This is a genomic window from Nocardia sp. NPDC050710 (assembly GCF_040654375.1).
Taxonomy (GTDB): domain Bacteria; phylum Actinomycetota; class Actinomycetes; order Mycobacteriales; family Mycobacteriaceae; genus Nocardia.
Genome location: NZ_JBFAHV010000003.1, coordinates 1 through 15,600 on the forward strand (window position 1 = coordinate 1; position 15,600 = coordinate 15,600).

Genomic DNA, 15,600 nt, shown 5'->3' on the forward strand with positions numbered 1-15,600 from the left:
TTCAACCTTAGACAAGTCGAATCATCGCAGCTCAGAGCACCTTTCGCCATTCCAGAACCATAAACAGCTCAACCAGCGTGATTGGCCGAGGCTAGAGATCAATCCGCTGAGCCTCCCGTATCGCGTCGAGATGCCGCACTGCGCAGTCGTCGCTCGACCTTCTTGCCTACCCTCTGTACAGATCCGCGTAAGCGAGGCAGCCCAAGCCGACGCACTCGACCTGGTCACCACCGAATCAGCACGAGTCGTCATCGATGGCTGTGCATTGCTGAACGAGGCTCCCACGTCCGACCGGCACCTGCGGCGACGGGTGCCCTGGCAGCGGCTGGCCGTCCAACGCATCGGCAGCTGCTGTTGTGGCCTCGGTCGGGCGCCAGCCGGGCACGGAGGTCGCCCACTCGATCGACGTCAAAGCATGCCTCGGCCAGATTGAGACAGGACGAACTGGGTTCAACTCCCGAATGCGCGGCGCCGCAGACGACGCATTCCCTCCAACCAGCGATCGGTGTCGGTCGCCCGAGAAGTGTAATACCGGGCAACCTGTGGGTGAGGGAGAATCAGGAACTTCTTGCTTTCAAGGGCATCAAGAGTGAAGCGAGCGATGTCGTCCGGCTCGAGCGCGGTGTCATGGCTCAAAATCTCCCGAAGCGGCCCGGACTCTTGCAGCATGCGCGTGTTGACGCCCTGCGGGCACAGAGCTTGGACGGTGATTCCTTGGTCGCCGTGCTCTATGGCCAGCCATTCAGCAAAGGCCACTGCTGCGTGCTTCGAAGCCGAGTAGGGCGCGTTGCCGACCATCGTCAGTAGCCCAGCAGCGCTGGCCGTCACCACCATGTGCCCACGCCGCGATTCGAGCCATCCCGGTAGCAGTGCCCGGGCTGTCCGGACATGCGAGAGTACGTTGACTTCGAGGCTGTCAATCCACGCATCGTCAGCGTCGAAGCCGAGACCAGAGTCGATACCTGCGTTCGAGAAGTACAGATCAATGAAACGGAGTTCGGCGCTCGCCTCGGCGACCAGATGCGCTGGGAAGTGCTTGTCGCCTACGTCGCCAGTCACCGCGACTCCGCCGATTTCATCGGCGACTGCCCATGCGGTCGGCTCGTCGATATCGTTCACCACGACACTGGCGCCTTCGGCCGCGAGAGCCACAGCCAGGGCCCGCCCGATGCCGCTTCCAGCCCCGGTGACCACTGCACCTTTGCCACGAAGCCTCATCTCAGGCTCCTCCGGTGAAGGTCAATCCGCAGCCAACGATGGTCATCTGGCCTGTCCTGCACAAGGTGGGCGATACCGTCACTGCGCCGATCGCGATATCGGCGTGATCCGGCAGACGATTCGGATCCGAATTGCTGGTCATGGCACCGAGTATCCAGAGCTTCGAAGGCTGACGCGTACCTCTGCGCGACAGGAATTTACCTCTGCACGACAGACTTTGAACCTGAGGCGACCGCTCGGCAGATCGACGCCGGTGTCGCGGCTCCTGAACCATCCACCGTTCACGTCGTGCACGGATCGCCGACGTGAGTTCACCCGCAGATGACACCACTCCGGTCGCGAACGACCGAGGCGCACCGCACTGCATCGGTGCGTGTCCCCCGCGCCGTCGCGCGCGGAGTGGTCGATCGAGTCACTGCCGATTGGGCGCCGCTGCGGATGGACCAACAGACATCGGACCCACGGCATGTAGCCAGGGAAACCGACTTGACCAACGTTCGAACTACTCCGCGCGGCGACCTGCCGAGGAAGCGGCTCTCCAGAGATGAGAAGTCGACCGCGGGGTACTGCCGTTGGAATCGATCGAGCTGCCGGGCCAGTGGCCTCCGCTCCAGCGCCTCCAACTCTGCGGCCTGGGCTTGTTCGTCTGTGTCGCGGACTCGAACGCTGAGGGCGGGAACGAACAGAATATCGTCGGTGTTGCGGCCGTGGGTTGCTGCCCGAGCGCGGACATCGGCAGCAAAGGCAAGCGCCCACTCTGCGGTCTTCGCGAAGGAGAAGGCCAATTCGGCGAAGCGGGCGTTGAGGTCACGACCAGGCTCGGAGGTCCCGGCTTGAATGATCACCGGCTGGCCTTGGCGGGAGCGCTGGATGTTGAGCGGCCCGGTCACCGAAAAGAACTCCCCCTCGTGGTCGAGGCGATGCAGCCGGGCGGTATCGAGGTAGCTGACGGCGTCCTTGTCACTGGCGAAGGCGCCGTCCTCGCAGGAGTTCCACAGTCCTTGGACCACGGTCACCGCTTCGGCTCCCCGTCGATACCGGTGGGCGTGGTCCCCATGGTCGGCACGACTGAAGTTCCCGGCTGTGCCCGAGTCGTAGCTGGTGACGGTGTTCCACCCGGCGCGTCCGCCGCTGATGAGATCAAGGGAGGCCAGCCGGCGAGCGATATCGAACGGTTCGGTGTAGGACGTGGTCACGGTAGCCGCGAGACCGATCCGGCTCGTGTGTGGCGACCGCCGACAGCAGCGTCAGCGGTTCGAGCGCCTCCGCCACCGACCCCGGCGAAGATAATTCCCAACTTGAGCTTGCGCCGTTCTTCGGACACCACCGGACTCCTTTTTCGTGAATCGAAATGTCCTTGCCGAAACTAGGCACCCAAATCCGCAATGGTAACTGCTGCAATCGCATTGATCACAATCGTCGCTACACTTCCAGGAAACGACAAATTCACCGACTATCAAAAAGATGGCCGGTCGGCAATTCTTGATTCAAAGTTGGTTTGTCCGAAGGGTTCGATTCACCGACGCCGGGGAATGTGGTGAAACTTCACGACTCCCCGGAAGTTACTACGGCGGCGATGGCCGACTCCAGGGCATCGGTGACCCGGTCGAGCGCCTCGGTGCTGCGCTGGGCGCGGCAGATCGCGACGCAGCCTTCGATGGAAGCCACGATCAGGGTCGCAGTCTGGTGCGCGGCCTCATCGCTCGCGCCGTGCTCGCGCAGCGAGGTCGCCAGCACCTCGCTCCAATTCGCGAACGCCTCAGCCGCTGCGCTACGCGGCGCATCGTCGGATTCGGACTGCTCCTCGACGGCGACAGCGAGCACCGGGCATCCGGCCTGGAAGTCGCTGTCGATGACCACCTGCCGCCACATGTCCACAATGCCTCGCAACCCAGCCACCGGCCCGGCAGCAAGGCGGCGGTTCAGCGTGCGCGCCGTCAGCTCGTCGGCGAAGCGAACCGCCTCGGTGACCAACTGCGTTTTGCCGCCAGGAAAGTAGTGGTAGGTCGATCCCAGTGGCGTACCGGAGTGCTTGGCCAGCTCGCGAACGCTAGTGGCGTTCAGCCCCCGTCGGCGCAGCATATCCGCAGCACCGGCCACCATGCGCTCACGTGAGGACGGCCCCTGATCCATCGACTCTTCCTCCTTCTCATAACGATCGTCATATCCTAACGTATCACGCGTATATGACGACTGTCTTAGCACTCGGGCGCCGTCGTACTGCGCCCGACGTCTCGAAGTGGAGGAGTGCTGCCGATGCGGCAATTGCACCTGATTGGCGCCCACCGTCTGCGGTGGATGGATGTCCCGGACCCTGGATTGCAGGAGCCGACTGATGCGGTGGTTCGTCCGTTCGTGGCTGCACGCTGCGACGGTGACACGCTGCCGATTCATCGCCCGGTGTCGCGCGCGATGCAGTTGGGCCTTCACACCGGCCACATCGACCCGGTGGTGGCCGACATCTGCGGGCGGGTTCCGTTCCGGGGACCGTTTGCCATCGGGCACGAGTGCGTGGCGGAGGTGGTCGAGACCGGGCCGGGAGTCACACGTTTCGCAGTCGGCGATGTCGTAGTGGTGCCATGGGCGGTGTCGTGCGGAGAATGTGCGCGATGCCGGCGCGGGTTGACAGCCAAATGCTCCACGACCGCGACCGGCGTACTGGCCGCCTACGGATTCGGCCACGCGAGCGGACCGTGGGGCGGAATGATCAGCGATCTTGTGCGTGTTCCATTCGCCGATCACATGCTGGTGAAAGTGCCCGCGGCGCTGGATCCACTCCGTGTCGCCGCGGCTAGCGACAACCTCGCCGATGCCTGGCGTTGCGTGGTTCCACCCCTGGCCGAACGTCCAGGCGGGTCGGTGCTGGTAATCGGCGGGGCTGCGCAGAGCATTGGCCTCTACGCTGCCGGACTCGCGGTCGCATACGGCTCCGAGGTCGACTACGTCGACCATGATCCCGACCGTCTGGGAATCGCCGAGGAGCTCGGCGCCCGTGTCCACGCCGTCACCGCGCGTGAACTCGAGCGCGGCAGGCTCCCTGGGCGACGCTACGACATCGCGGTCGAGGCGAGCTCGAGCGCCGCAGGAGTGCGGGCGGGATTGCGAGCCCTGGAACCTGGCGGGGTGTGCACTCCGGTCGGCTACTACATAGCCCCCGGGACGAAGGTGCCGTTGATGCACATGTACGCCAACGACGCGACGCTGCGAGTCGGAGTCTCCCATGTACGCCCGCTACTACCCGAGCTGCTCGACTTCGTCGTCCGGACCGGTTTCGCCGCCGAGAAGGTCACGACCGTACTCGCCGAATGGGACCAGGCCCCGGACGCCTATCGCGCACGCACGATCAAGCTGGTCTTACAGCGCCCTCGCTTGTACGCGGACTGAACGGGAGCGGATCGCAGCTCAGTCGACGCATGTACCGCGGTCGGCTCGATCGTGGTCGCGTGCAGCCGGATCCTCGCCGGAGCGGGCGATCGCTGTCAGCTCCTCCAGGTATCGGCCGTAGACGTCCCGGAGTTCGCGTGCGGGCCAGTCGGCAGGCAGGAGGTCCGGAGGGAGTATGGGATCAAGGAGTAGGTGACGGGGAGTTGCCGTGGCTGCCGCGAAGCGATGCACCGGCTCGCTGGTCGCGCTCAACCCGCGCACGAGTTTCCTCGCCGTGGTGGCCCAGGATTCGAGTGGCCAAAGGGTGCGAGCCAGTTCGACGGGGTCGCCGGTGGGTCGGGACAGGAACTGCTGGGTGACTTCATCGATCTGGCCGCGAAGGAATGACCAGCCATCCGCCGGCTCGTCCGACAAATTCGCTGGGCGGAGCCATACTCCTTCGCGCAGTTCAGCCAGGCGCAGCGAGGTGAGCGCAGCTCGTAGATCGTTTCGCTCGGGGCGGCTACGTCCGGTCGCGATGACGACAGTGAGCTGCCAGTTGCCATCCCAGGTCACGACGCGAGGATTCATGAGTGCGTCCTGGACGCGCTGACGTTCGATCAACCGTTCGCTGAGCCGGTAGACAGACCCGTCGCGGGCGAGATCACCGGCCGAGACCATTCGGGTCAGCGCGACCCGCACGGTCGCTTCACTGACGCCGAACTCTTCCACGCATCGCACCAACTGGCGTGCCGGCAACTGGGGCGGATGCGCACCGAGCAGCAGGCTCAATACCACCGATCGCGCCGAGAGCGGCCGCACTCCCAGCTCCAGTAACGGATCGACTTCCCGACTGCGCATGCGCCAATTCTGCCCCGGCGCCGCGGCAGGGCAGTGCACACCATGGCGCATTACGTCTTGCAGCCACGTGGACGATCTATGTAATGTGACGGCCATGACAGTCGTAATTGATGTGCGATCTGTTTCTCGTGCTCGCCCAGGCGCCGGGCGGGTTGTCCTGCTTCCTGGTACCGCGCGTGCTCCCCGACGGCACTCGCAACACCTTCCGCATCCAGCGCCTCAAGGACAAGCTCGGGAACCGATCCAACGCCTCGTCCGAGCCGGAATTCGACCACACCGTTGCCTGGCTGGTGGGTGCCGAGGGCAAGGGGGTCCGCAACCACGTCCGTCATCGCAGCGCGTTCGGACGCCAGCTCATCGACCAGCCGTTGATGCGCAACGTTCTGGCCGATCTCGCCGTCGAATCCGAGGCTGCCACCGCGCTGACCTTGCGGCTCGCGGGCGCTACGGACAGGGCGATCAACGGAGACGCCGGCGAGCACGCCTTCCGCCGTATCGCACTCGCCATCGGCAAGTACTGGGTCACCAAACGTGGCCCAGGATTCGCCGCCGAGGCGCTCGAATGCTTCGGTGGCAACGGCTATGTCGAAGAATCCGGGATGCCGCGCTGGTACCGGGAAGCTCCTCTGGCGTCAATCTGGGAGGGTTCAGGCAACGTCAACGCGCTCGACGTCCTGCGCGCGCTGCAGCGCGAGCCCGAGACCGGGCAGGCATTGCTGGCGGAGTTGGCCGCGGCGCGTGGCGCGAACCAGTACCTGGATGCCGCGGTGTCGCGATTGGGCGGCGAACTCGTTTCTTCTTCGACCCCGGAACATGGCGCTCGATATGTGGTCGAACAACTGGCGATCACACTGCAGGGCTCATTGTTGGCGCGTTACTCGTCACCCGCTGTCGCCGATGCATTCTGCGCGAGCCGCCTCGGCGGTGAGGGTGGCTTGGCCTACGGAACCTTACCCGCAGCAGCCGATCTGAACGCCATCCTTCGCCGTGCCCTCGATCCCACCCACTGATCAGTACGCCCACACCTCATTCCCTCTGTACCCACCGCGCTCTGCGGAACGCTCGAAAGGTCGACGATGACCACAACCCCCTTCGCGATCGAACACGCGAACGACCAGACAGTTCCGAAGCTGTTGCACCGCAACGCAACCCACTTTGGCGACCTACCTGCTCTGTCCACACTGGACGATCCGGATCGGCCGACCCTGACCTGGTCTGCGCTGCGCGACGAGATCGCCACGCTGGCAAGAGGCCTGGATGATCTTGGACTGCGCCGAGGCGATCGCGTCCTCATCATGGCTCCGAGCTCACCAGAGCATCTGATCGCCGACCTGGCTGCGGTCCATCTCGGCGCGATCTCCTGCACCGTCTACCAGACCCTCAGCCCCGAGCAGATCACCTTTATCGCCCAACACAGCAACGCCACGATGGCGGTGCTGGGCAGCCGCGAAGAACTACTGCGCTGGCAACCAGCCCTGGCACAACTGCCCGGCTTGCGCCACGTGGTGATCATCGACGACACCGGGGTCACCACCGACGACGGCCGCCAGCTGGCCTGGCAGGCTGTGCGCCGCCGCGGCGCGGAGTTGCACGCCGCAGATCCACAGGTCTTCGCCACCGGCTGGGCCGAGATCCGGCCGGACGATGCGCTGTCGGTGGTCTACACCTCCGGCACCACGGGAAACCCGAAGGGTGTCGTACTGACCCACCGCGGGGTGATCTACCACGCCTACGCCATGCTGGAGCTGCATCGGTGCCCGATGCACATGACCAACATCGCCTACTTGCCGCTGGCTCACATCGCCGAACGCCAGGGCTCGATCTACATGCCGATCGCGGGTGCCGGCCACATTCATACCCTCGCTGAGCCTTCCGCCGTCGCCGCCGCTCTTCCGCGTGTGCGTCCGCACCAGTTCTTCACTGTTCCCCGCATCGTGGAGAAGATGGCCGCCCGTCTTGCGGGCATGCAGCAGGCATTGCCCGACCCCGATCGAGCACGGATGACGATCGCTACCGAATTGCGCCGCAAAAGCTACCAGTTGAGGGGATCGGGCCAGCAGGTCCCCGCGGTCGTAACCGAACGAATCGCCGAACTCGATCCCGAAATACTGGCCCCGATCCGGCGGGCGATGGGACTGGACCGGCTGCACTTCTTCCCCTGCGGATCCGCCCCGGTTCCGATCGAAGCCCTGTCCACCCTGGCCGGAATCGGCGTCGACGTCTACGAACTGCTGGGCCTGTCGGAGACCTCGGGAGTCATCACGGCCAACAATGCCGAGGCGTTCCGTGTCGGGACAGTCGGGCGCCCGATCGGAGACACCGAGATCGCGATCGCCGACGACGGTGAAATCCTGGTCCGGGGAACCCTCGTAGTGCCCGGCTACCTGCAACCGGACGGCGCGATCCGGTCTCTGACCGACGACGACGGCTGGTTCGCCACCGGCGATGTCGGCGTTGTGGACAGCGACGGATTTCTCACCGTCACCGACCGCAAGAAAGAACTCATCATCACCGCCGGCGGCAAGAACATCGCCCCCGCCCGCATCGAGGCCCTGCTCGAGGAACACCCCCTCATCGGCCATGCCGTCGCGATCGGCGACCGCCGCCCCTACATCACCGCCCTGATCACGCTGGATTCTGACGCACTGCACGCCTGGGCCGAGACGCAGGGACTCAGCGCGGGCACCACCGCGCTGATCGATCGACGCGAGGTGCTGGGCCAGATCGAGGATGCGGTCCAAGCAGCCAACGCCCGTCTCGCACGGGTGGAACAGGTCAAACGGTTCCGCCTGATCGGCGACGACTGGACCGCCGCCACTGGCGAGGTGACCGAGACCCTGAAGTTGAAACGACGGATCGTGCGCGCCCGGTACGCCGCCGAAATCGACGCCCTCTACAACGAAGGATGAAATCCGTCATGATCAACATGCACCACGCCCACCTGATGGCCAGCGACATCGAGGCCACAATCGCCTTCTGGCGCGATGGGTTCGACGCCGAAGTCGCCTACGACATCACCTTCGCCGGAGCGCGCAACGTCTTCCTGCGCGTAGGCACCGGCCATATCCACCTCTACGATCAGGCGCCCAAGACGGCCGGGCAGGGCACTGTCCACCATGTCGGAATTCAGACCGACGAGCTCGAAGCTGTGGTTGAGCGGGTACGAGCCCTCGGGTGGTCTGTCACCGACATCCGCACCGAGCCCACCGCCGCGTATGCCATGGCCAAAGGCCCGGACAATCTACTGATCGAGATCTTCCAGCCCGACCCCGCGCAGGTTCCCCCGCATCTGCGTGAGTTCTTCGGAGTGAGCTCAGCGTCGTGACCGCGGCTCCCACTACAGCGGCGTTCACAGCCGAAGTCGCGGCCTTCGCGGCTTTCCGGACCCGCGTGAATCTGCCCGGGATCATCGACGTGCACACCCATTTCATGCCGGAGCCGGTCATGCGCAAGGTGTGGGCGTATTTCGACTCGGTGGGTCCCCTGACTGGACGCCCGTGGCCGATCGCCTATCGCGACGAGGAGCAGGTCCGGCTGAAGACACTGCGTGCCTGCGGTATCCGCGCCTTTACCGCGCTGGTGTACCCGCACAAGCCGGATATGGCGGCCTGGCTCAACAGCTGGACCGCTGAGTTCTCGGCCCGCACCCCGGACTGCCTGCACACGGCTACCTTCTACCCCGAGCCCGGCGCGCTGGAGTACGTGAGCGCGGCGATCGACTCCGGTGCCCGGCTGTTCAAGGTGCATATTCAGGTCGGCGATTTCACTGCTCTGGATCCGTTGCTCGACGAGGTCTGGGCACTCCTCGAGACCGCCGGTGTTCCGGTTCTCATCCACTGCGGGTCCGGACCGGCCACGGGCAGATTCACCGGGCCGGCCCCGATCGCTGAACTGGCTGCGTCGCCATCCGCGACTACAACTCATCGTCGCGCATATGGGCACCCCGGAATACGCCGAGTTCCTTGATCTGGCAGAGCGTTTCGACGGGGTACACCTCGACACCACGATGGTGTGGACCGATTTCAGTGAGGCGAACGCCCCGTTCCCAGCCGGCGAACGCGAACGCTTGCACCGTCTGAGCGATCGAATCCTGTTCGGTAGCGACTTCCCGAACATCCCCTACAGCTACTTCCACGCAGTCGAGGCGCTCGAGCGTCTCGGTCTCGGTGACGAGTGGCTACGCGCGGTGTGCCACCACAATGCGGCCCGCCTCTTCGATCTGAACTGACGTCCGAGGTGGCCCGTCCCCAGACGCAGGGGCGGGCCATCTCCAAGCCGACGCCGGCCATGGATGCCCGTGCGGCGGGGATTACCGCTGATGATCCGCCGTACCCTGGCTGCCCGCTCGAGCCCAGGTAGCACTGGTTTCATGGTCCCCCGTGCCGGTCCGTCATCAGGCGTGCGTGCCCACATCGTGTGAATACCGCCCAATGACAGAACCAAGGCTGCAACCGTTGGACGGGCGAGCGGATGCTACGTGTGAAACTCGGTCGCTCAACGTCCGTACGTCATTGCAGCACATACGACATCGCTCACCATCGCGTGGCGGCGGTCGGCCTCCACGGATCTTCCATCCGATCGAAACGCCCCCAGACCATCATCAGGCACCACCGAGTCGGCCGTCACCAAGTAGGTCGCACAGGGCTGGCATCGAGCCGAAGACGTTGCGTCTGTTCGGTCTTCGCACGCCTGCCCCCGCTTCTCCCCGGTCGATAGCGACGCTGGCATCTATCAATCAGTGACACCACAGATCATCGATGGAACCACGAGGCCCGTCCCGACACGCAGGGATGGGCCTCGAATCGGTGTGGTGATCGCGCTGACGGCGGGCTTGGATGGTCGATCGGCCGCGAGCGCACTTCCCGACGCGCGTCTAGATCGACTCGCGGAGCCAGTCGGGCAAGGCCGGGAGGTCACGGCGTGCAATTCCTGCGAATATGGCTGGGCGCTTGGTCAGGAAAGCGGTGATCCCTTCGGCCAGATCCGCGCTGCGCAGGGCGTGTGGAATGGTCTTCCGATCGAGGGCGAAGGCTGCTTCGGGACTGCCGTACGCGGTCATGGCAGTGAGACCTCGCCGGATGACCGCGGCCGAGGCCGGAGCGATATTGGCGGCCAGGTCCTTTGCGAGGTCATACGCTGCGTCGAGCAGAGCTTCCTGCGGGTGCAAGCTGGTGACCAGGCCTGCGGCCAGCGCTTCGGGAGCATCGACGAGGCGGCCGGACAGCATCCATTCCTTGGCCTTGGCCAGACCGACGAGTTGCGGCAGGTACCAGAGTGATCCAGCTTCGGGAACCAGACCTCGTCGCCCGAAGACGAATCCGAACCGGGTGGTCTCGGCGGCGAGACGGAAGTCCGCGGGCAGGGTCATGGTAACGCCCACACCGACAGCGGGCCCCTGGATGACAGCGATTATCGGTTTGTTCAGCTCTGTCATGGGCCGCGCAACCCGGGTAGCCCACTCGACCCAGCTCGGGTCATCCATGTCCTCGGCCGCGCCGCCGGCCGCCAGATCCATACCCACACAGAAGTACTTGCCGGCGGCGGTCAGTACCACCACGCGAACTTGGTCGTCGAGGTCGGCTTCGGAGAACGCGGCGCCGAGTTCGTCGGCCATCTCAGCGGTGAAACCGTTGCGGGCGTCCGGGCGATTCAGCGTGATGGTCGCGATCGCGTCGGTGACCTCATAGGAGATCGTCGTGTATGTCATTGTTCAGTGACTCTTTCTGTCCGTCCTGGACCTGTGATGTGTTGCGGGGCTGCCGCGCCAGTCGGCTGCTGCGGCAACAGGATCAGTGCGAGTTGTTGCGAAGATCCTTGCGCAGGATTTTGCCCGCGGCCGATTTCGGGATAGCGGTGAGGAATTGGACCGCGCGAACCTTCTTGTAGGGAGCGACCTGTGCGGCGACGAAGGCGATGACCTCGTCGGCGGTCAGGGAGGGGTCCGAGGCGACGACGAATGCTTTGGGGACTTCCTCCCCGTCGGCATCGGGGACACCGATCACGGCGGCATCGGATATCGCGGGGTGGGTCAGCAGCAGGGCTTCCAATTCGGCGGGTGCCACCTGGTAGCCCTTGTATTTGATGAGCTCTTTGATCCTGTCGATGATGTACAGGCAGCCGGTGGGGTCGACGCGGGCCAGATCTCCGGTATGCAGGAATCCCTCGGAGTCGATCGTGTCGGCGGTGGCCTGCGGATTCGACAGATAGCCGGCCATCACGTTCGGTCCTTGCACGCACAGTTCGCCGGGGCGGCTGAGACCGTCGATGGGAAGGTCGATCTCCTCGCTGGTGAGCGGGTCGATGAGTTTGACCACCGTATTCGGCACCGGCCAGCCGCTCGCGGCTATCGGTGCCCGAGAGCCGGCGATGCTGATGCCCCCGTCGGCGATGGGGACCAGGTGGCTGACCGGGCTCAGTTCGGTCATACCGAACCCTTGCACGATCGGCACGCCCAATCGCCGGGTGACGGCCTGGCCGAGTTCTTCTTCCAGCGGGGCCGCACCGCTGACCAGGATCCGCAGCGAGGACAGGTCGTAGGAGTCGACGAGGGGGTGTTTAGCCAACGCCAATGCCACCGGAGGCGCGATGAAGGCGTAGGTGATCCGGTGGCGCTGGATCGCATCCAGGAATCCGACGAGGTCGAAACGAGCCATGGTCACGATGCGGCTGCGGGCGGCGAGGGAGGCGTTCATCAGCACCGTCATGCCGTAGATGTGAAAGAACGGCAAGACGGCAAGAACGACGTCGTCAGCCTTCAGATCCAGTAGCGGCGCGGTCTGGGCGAGGTTGGCGACCAGGTTGTGATGGGTGAGCACGGCTGCCTTGGGCACCCCTGTCGTTCCGGAGCTGAACGGCAGCACCGCAACTCGCTCTCCGGGGGCTGGTTCATCGGGGAGCTGCGCTGCTGCACGGTGCACTGGTTCGTGGTCGAGGTTGTCGAGCAACACGATTGCCTCGTCGTCGAGGCCTGCGCACCGGACGGCTTGCCTGGCCGTGGGCAGCAGGTCCGGAACTGTCACCAGTGTCCGGGCGGTCGCCGCGGTCAATTGCTTGGCGACTTCTGTATCGGTGGCCAGGACGTTGACCGTGGTAACGGTCGCACCGGCGCGCAGGATGGCGTGGAATGCCACGACGAATCCGGGCGAGTTGGGGCTCATCAGCGCTACGACGTCACCGGTGCGGACTCCACCGGCGACCAGCTCGCCGGCCAGGGCGTCGATGGCGAACAGCAGTGCCCGGTAGGACAGGGGCACGTCGGTCTCGGCCGCGACCAGCGCGATGCGATCTCGCTCGTCGGAATTCAATTCGGCGAAGAGGAATTCGTAGAGGCCGGCGTCTGGAATCGATACCGGCGGATGGGGACTGGCGAAGCTCATTGGTTTCTCCGTTAGATGGCGTGCGGTGGGTCCGCCTGATGAAGCCGACCGACACGGACCCGCGATGCGGGGTAAGGCGGTCGCGGTCAGCGGTGGTTGTGCAGGGCAGAGAACACGGCGTCGACGTACTGCGCGGTGCGCGTCGTGCCCAGCAACCCCGTGCCCATCCGATTCATGGCGTAAGCGAAGGTGAGTCGATGTTCGGTGTCGACGACCACGATCGAGCCGCCGAATCCGGTCCAGAAGCAGATGTCCCCGTCAGGCAGGTAGGGAACCGCAGGCGAGGGCAGACCGTATCCGAGACCGAACCGCGTGTGCGCCCCCAGCACCAGGTCCACACCATCGGATTGCGGCTCGAAGATCTGTGCGATGGTCTCGGGTGCGAGCAGTCGGACTCCGTCGACCATGCCCCCGCCTGCCACGACGGATTGAATGCGCGCCAGCGACCGGGCGTTGCCGAACCCGTTGGCCGCACCGATCTCGGCGCGGCGCCACGCCGGAGTCCACGATTCTCGTGGGTCGCCCAGCGGGCCGGTCAGTGTCTGCTGGCGAACCTGGCCTGGGTCGGGTGCGGACAGATCGATCGAAAGCCCTTTCGGCGGAACGACATCAGCGACCCGGTCGAAATCGTGGTCGGGCAAGCCGATATGGAAGTCGGCGCCGAGCGGGCCCGCGATCTCTTCGGCGACGAACCGGCCCAGCGTGCGCCCATCGATCCGCCGGATCAGTTCGCCGAGCAGGTGTCCGAAGTTCAGCAGGTGATATCCCGAGGAGGTACCCGGTTCCCACCAGGGTGTCTGCGCGGCCAGCTTTGCGGCGGCCGCGGGCGCGTCGTAGAGATCGCCTATCGCGATCGGTTGTTCCCAGCCGGACACACCGGATGTATGCGAGAGCAGGTGCCGGACCAGGATCGCTTCCTTGCCCGCAACGGCGAACTCCGGCCAGTATGTCGCGACCGTTGCATCGAGGTCGACCTGCCCTCGGTCGACCAAGATCAGAACGGCCAACGAGGTCACCGTCTTGGTGCATGACCACAGGTTGGTGATGGTGTCGCCGCGCCATGGTCGGGTGCGGTCCACGTCCGCCCAGCCGCCCCAGACATCGACCACCGGCGCGCCGTCGACGGTGACGGTGAGTGATGCACCGAGCTCGGCGCCCGAGGTGAGGTTCTCGGCGAGCAGGTCGCCAAGGGCGCTCCAGCGCGGGTCAGTTGTGCCCGCGACCTCGACGGCGGTCACGATCGCACCCCCGCGTCCCAGTTCGTCTCTGCCGCTGTCGTGCCCCGTCGAGGGACTCCGTGTAGTTCGCGCCGCACGTTGGCACGCGCGACCGCAGCCGCGTCCAGGAAGTAGGTTTTGGACATCGACCACCGACCGCGGTCGCCGACGGAGGGGAACTGATGCCCGCCGCGCTCGGCGTATCCGGCCTTCAGATCGATCAGCGGGCGCTGATTCACGCCGGACTCGGCGGGAACGGTGACCGACGCGAGGTTCTGGCGGCGCATGTGTTCGATCACTCGGCACACCAGTCGCGCGGTGAGATCGGCGCGCATGGTCCAGGACACGTTGACATAGCCGACGCACAGCGCGAAGTTGGGGACGTCGCTGAGCATGGTGCCGCGCCAGAGCATGTGCTGTCCGGGATCGATCCGGGTTCCGTCGACCCGCAGTTCGATGTGACCGAGTGACTGCAATTTCAGGCCGGTGGCGGTGACCACGATGTCAGCGGGCAGAACGGTTCCCGAGCGAAGGAGGATGCCGTCGGGGACGAAGCTCTCGATGTGGTCGGTGACCACATCGGCTTCCCCGGCGCGGATGGCCTTGAACAGATCTGCGTCCACGGCGAAGCACAGCCTCTGGTCCCAGGGCGCATAGGCCGGAGTGAAGTGGTCGCGCACCGTGTCGGGCCCGAGTCGTCGAGTCGCCGCCTGGGTCAGCAGGCGGCGTGCACGGTCTGGGAACCACCGGCAATAGTGGTAGAAGCCGTTCGCGAACGATACGTTGCGGAACCGGATCAGCTTGTGCGCCCACGAGGCCGGGAGTCGTTGCCGCCAGCGGTCGGCGAACTTGTCGCGGCGGCCGATCGCGGAGATCCAGGTGGGGCTGCGCTGGAGCATGGTGACGTGCTCGGCGTCGCGGGCCAGCGCGGGCACCATGCTGATCGCGGTCGCGCCGCTGCCGATGACGACGACCTTCTTGCCTGCGTAATCCAGTTGTTCGGGCCAGAACTGTGGGTGCGCGACAACCCCGGTGAACGTGTCGAGGCCGGGCAGATCCGGATTGTGACCGCGTTCGTAGTCGTAGTATCCGGTGCAGGTGTAGAGGAACGAGCATTGCAGGGTGCGCCGAAGGTATCCGCCCTCGGGGGCAGGCTGCTCGACGGTCACCGTCCAGCAGGCGTCGGTGCTCGACCAGTCAGCCGACTGCACGGCGGTACGGAACCGGATGTGGTTGTCGATGCCGAATTGCTGTGCGGTGTCGCGCAGGTAGGCGAGGATGTCAGCGCCCTCCGCGATCGAGTCAGCACCCGCCCAGGGGTGGAAGGGGAACCCGAGGGTGAAGATGTCGGAATCCGACCGGATTCCCGGGTAGCGGAACAGGTCCCACGTCCCGCCGAGGTCTTCCCGCGCTTCGAGCACCACATAGGACAGCCCACGACATTCTGTCTGCAGCCGGTAGGCGGCGTCGATGCCGGAAATCCCTGCGCCCACGATCACGACGTCGACCCGATCCGGTAAGGCTGCCGGTTCTGAAAAGCTGGTCATGTCTTCAGTATTGAAGGG

General features: G+C 65.1%; 11 protein-coding genes and 3 pseudogenes. 5 read left to right on the top strand and 9 right to left on the bottom strand.

The annotated features are described in order from the left end of the window. Nucleotides 1-450: 450 nt before the first annotated feature. The 4 genes and pseudogenes from AB0H61_RS07890 to AB0H61_RS07905 form a co-directional block, all read right to left on the bottom strand. Nucleotides 451-1,218 carry an SDR family oxidoreductase gene (locus AB0H61_RS07890; RefSeq protein ID WP_357300607.1) on the bottom strand — a complete coding sequence of 256 codons (768 nt, stop codon included), beginning with the start codon at nucleotides 1,216-1,218 and terminating at the stop codon, nucleotides 451-453. Nucleotide 1,219: 1 nt separating this feature from the next. Continuing rightward, on the bottom strand, nucleotides 1,220-1,360 hold the full coding sequence (locus tag AB0H61_RS07895; RefSeq protein ID WP_357300608.1) for a hypothetical protein: 141 nt from the start codon (nucleotides 1,358-1,360) through the stop codon (nucleotides 1,220-1,222). A 169-nt stretch (nucleotides 1,361-1,529) separates the two neighbouring features. Beyond that, a pseudogene (locus AB0H61_RS07900) lies at nucleotides 1,530-2,435 on the bottom strand (LLM class flavin-dependent oxidoreductase); the annotation flags it as partial. A 328-nt stretch (nucleotides 2,436-2,763) separates the two neighbouring features. Continuing rightward, entirely contained in the window at nucleotides 2,764-3,648 is an 885-nt protein-coding gene (locus AB0H61_RS07905) for a TetR/AcrR family transcriptional regulator (protein WP_357300609.1), read from the bottom strand. Here AB0H61_RS07905 and AB0H61_RS07910 point away from each other — a divergent pair. Next, complete coding sequence (locus AB0H61_RS07910) at nucleotides 3,631-4,602, top strand: alcohol dehydrogenase catalytic domain-containing protein (protein WP_357300610.1); 972 nt, start codon at nucleotides 3,631-3,633, stop codon at nucleotides 4,600-4,602. The genes AB0H61_RS07905 and AB0H61_RS07910 overlap by 18 nt on opposite strands. Nucleotides 4,603-4,620: 18 nt before the next feature. Here the strand turns inward: AB0H61_RS07910 and AB0H61_RS07915 are convergent, their stop codons facing one another. Continuing rightward, nucleotides 4,621-5,442 carry a PaaX family transcriptional regulator C-terminal domain-containing protein gene (locus AB0H61_RS07915; RefSeq protein ID WP_357300611.1) on the bottom strand — a complete coding sequence of 274 codons (822 nt, stop codon included), beginning with the start codon at nucleotides 5,440-5,442 and terminating at the stop codon, nucleotides 4,621-4,623. A gap of 116 nt (nucleotides 5,443-5,558) precedes the next feature. Here AB0H61_RS07915 and AB0H61_RS07920 point away from each other — a divergent pair. The 4 genes and pseudogenes from AB0H61_RS07920 to AB0H61_RS07935 form a co-directional block, all read left to right on the top strand. After that, nucleotides 5,559-6,452, top strand: a pseudogene (locus tag AB0H61_RS07920) (acyl-CoA dehydrogenase family protein); the annotation flags it as partial. 66 nt (nucleotides 6,453-6,518) lie between these two features. Continuing rightward, complete coding sequence (locus tag AB0H61_RS07925; protein WP_357300612.1) at nucleotides 6,519-8,351, top strand: AMP-binding protein; 1,833 nt, start codon at nucleotides 6,519-6,521, stop codon at nucleotides 8,349-8,351. Nucleotides 8,352-8,359: 8 nt separating this feature from the next. Then, nucleotides 8,360-8,767 (top strand): VOC family protein, encoded by a 408-nt coding sequence (locus AB0H61_RS07930; RefSeq protein ID WP_357300613.1) that lies wholly within the window; start codon nucleotides 8,360-8,362, stop codon nucleotides 8,765-8,767. Between the two features lie 104 nt (nucleotides 8,768-8,871). Beyond that, nucleotides 8,872-9,670: pseudogene (locus AB0H61_RS07935) on the top strand (amidohydrolase family protein). Between the two features lie 645 nt (nucleotides 9,671-10,315). Here the strand turns inward: AB0H61_RS07935 and AB0H61_RS07940 are convergent. From AB0H61_RS07940 to AB0H61_RS07955, 4 genes are all read right to left on the bottom strand, one after another. Continuing rightward, a complete protein-coding gene (locus AB0H61_RS07940; protein ID WP_357300614.1) occupies nucleotides 10,316-11,149 on the bottom strand; it encodes an enoyl-CoA hydratase-related protein in 834 nt (277 codons plus the stop codon). 82 nt (nucleotides 11,150-11,231) lie between these two features. Beyond that, nucleotides 11,232-12,818: an AMP-binding protein gene (locus AB0H61_RS07945; RefSeq protein ID WP_357300615.1), complete on the bottom strand. Its 1,587-nt coding sequence runs from the start codon at nucleotides 12,816-12,818 to the stop codon at nucleotides 11,232-11,234. A gap of 86 nt (nucleotides 12,819-12,904) precedes the next feature. Beyond that, nucleotides 12,905-14,056 carry a serine hydrolase domain-containing protein gene (locus AB0H61_RS07950; protein WP_357300616.1) on the bottom strand — a complete coding sequence of 384 codons (1,152 nt, stop codon included), beginning with the start codon at nucleotides 14,054-14,056 and terminating at the stop codon, nucleotides 12,905-12,907. Beyond that, entirely contained in the window at nucleotides 14,053-15,582 is a 1,530-nt protein-coding gene (locus AB0H61_RS07955) for an NAD(P)/FAD-dependent oxidoreductase (RefSeq protein ID WP_357300617.1), read from the bottom strand. Before AB0H61_RS07955 ends, AB0H61_RS07950 begins: the two co-directional genes overlap by 4 nt. Nucleotides 15,583-15,600 lie beyond the last annotated feature (18 nt).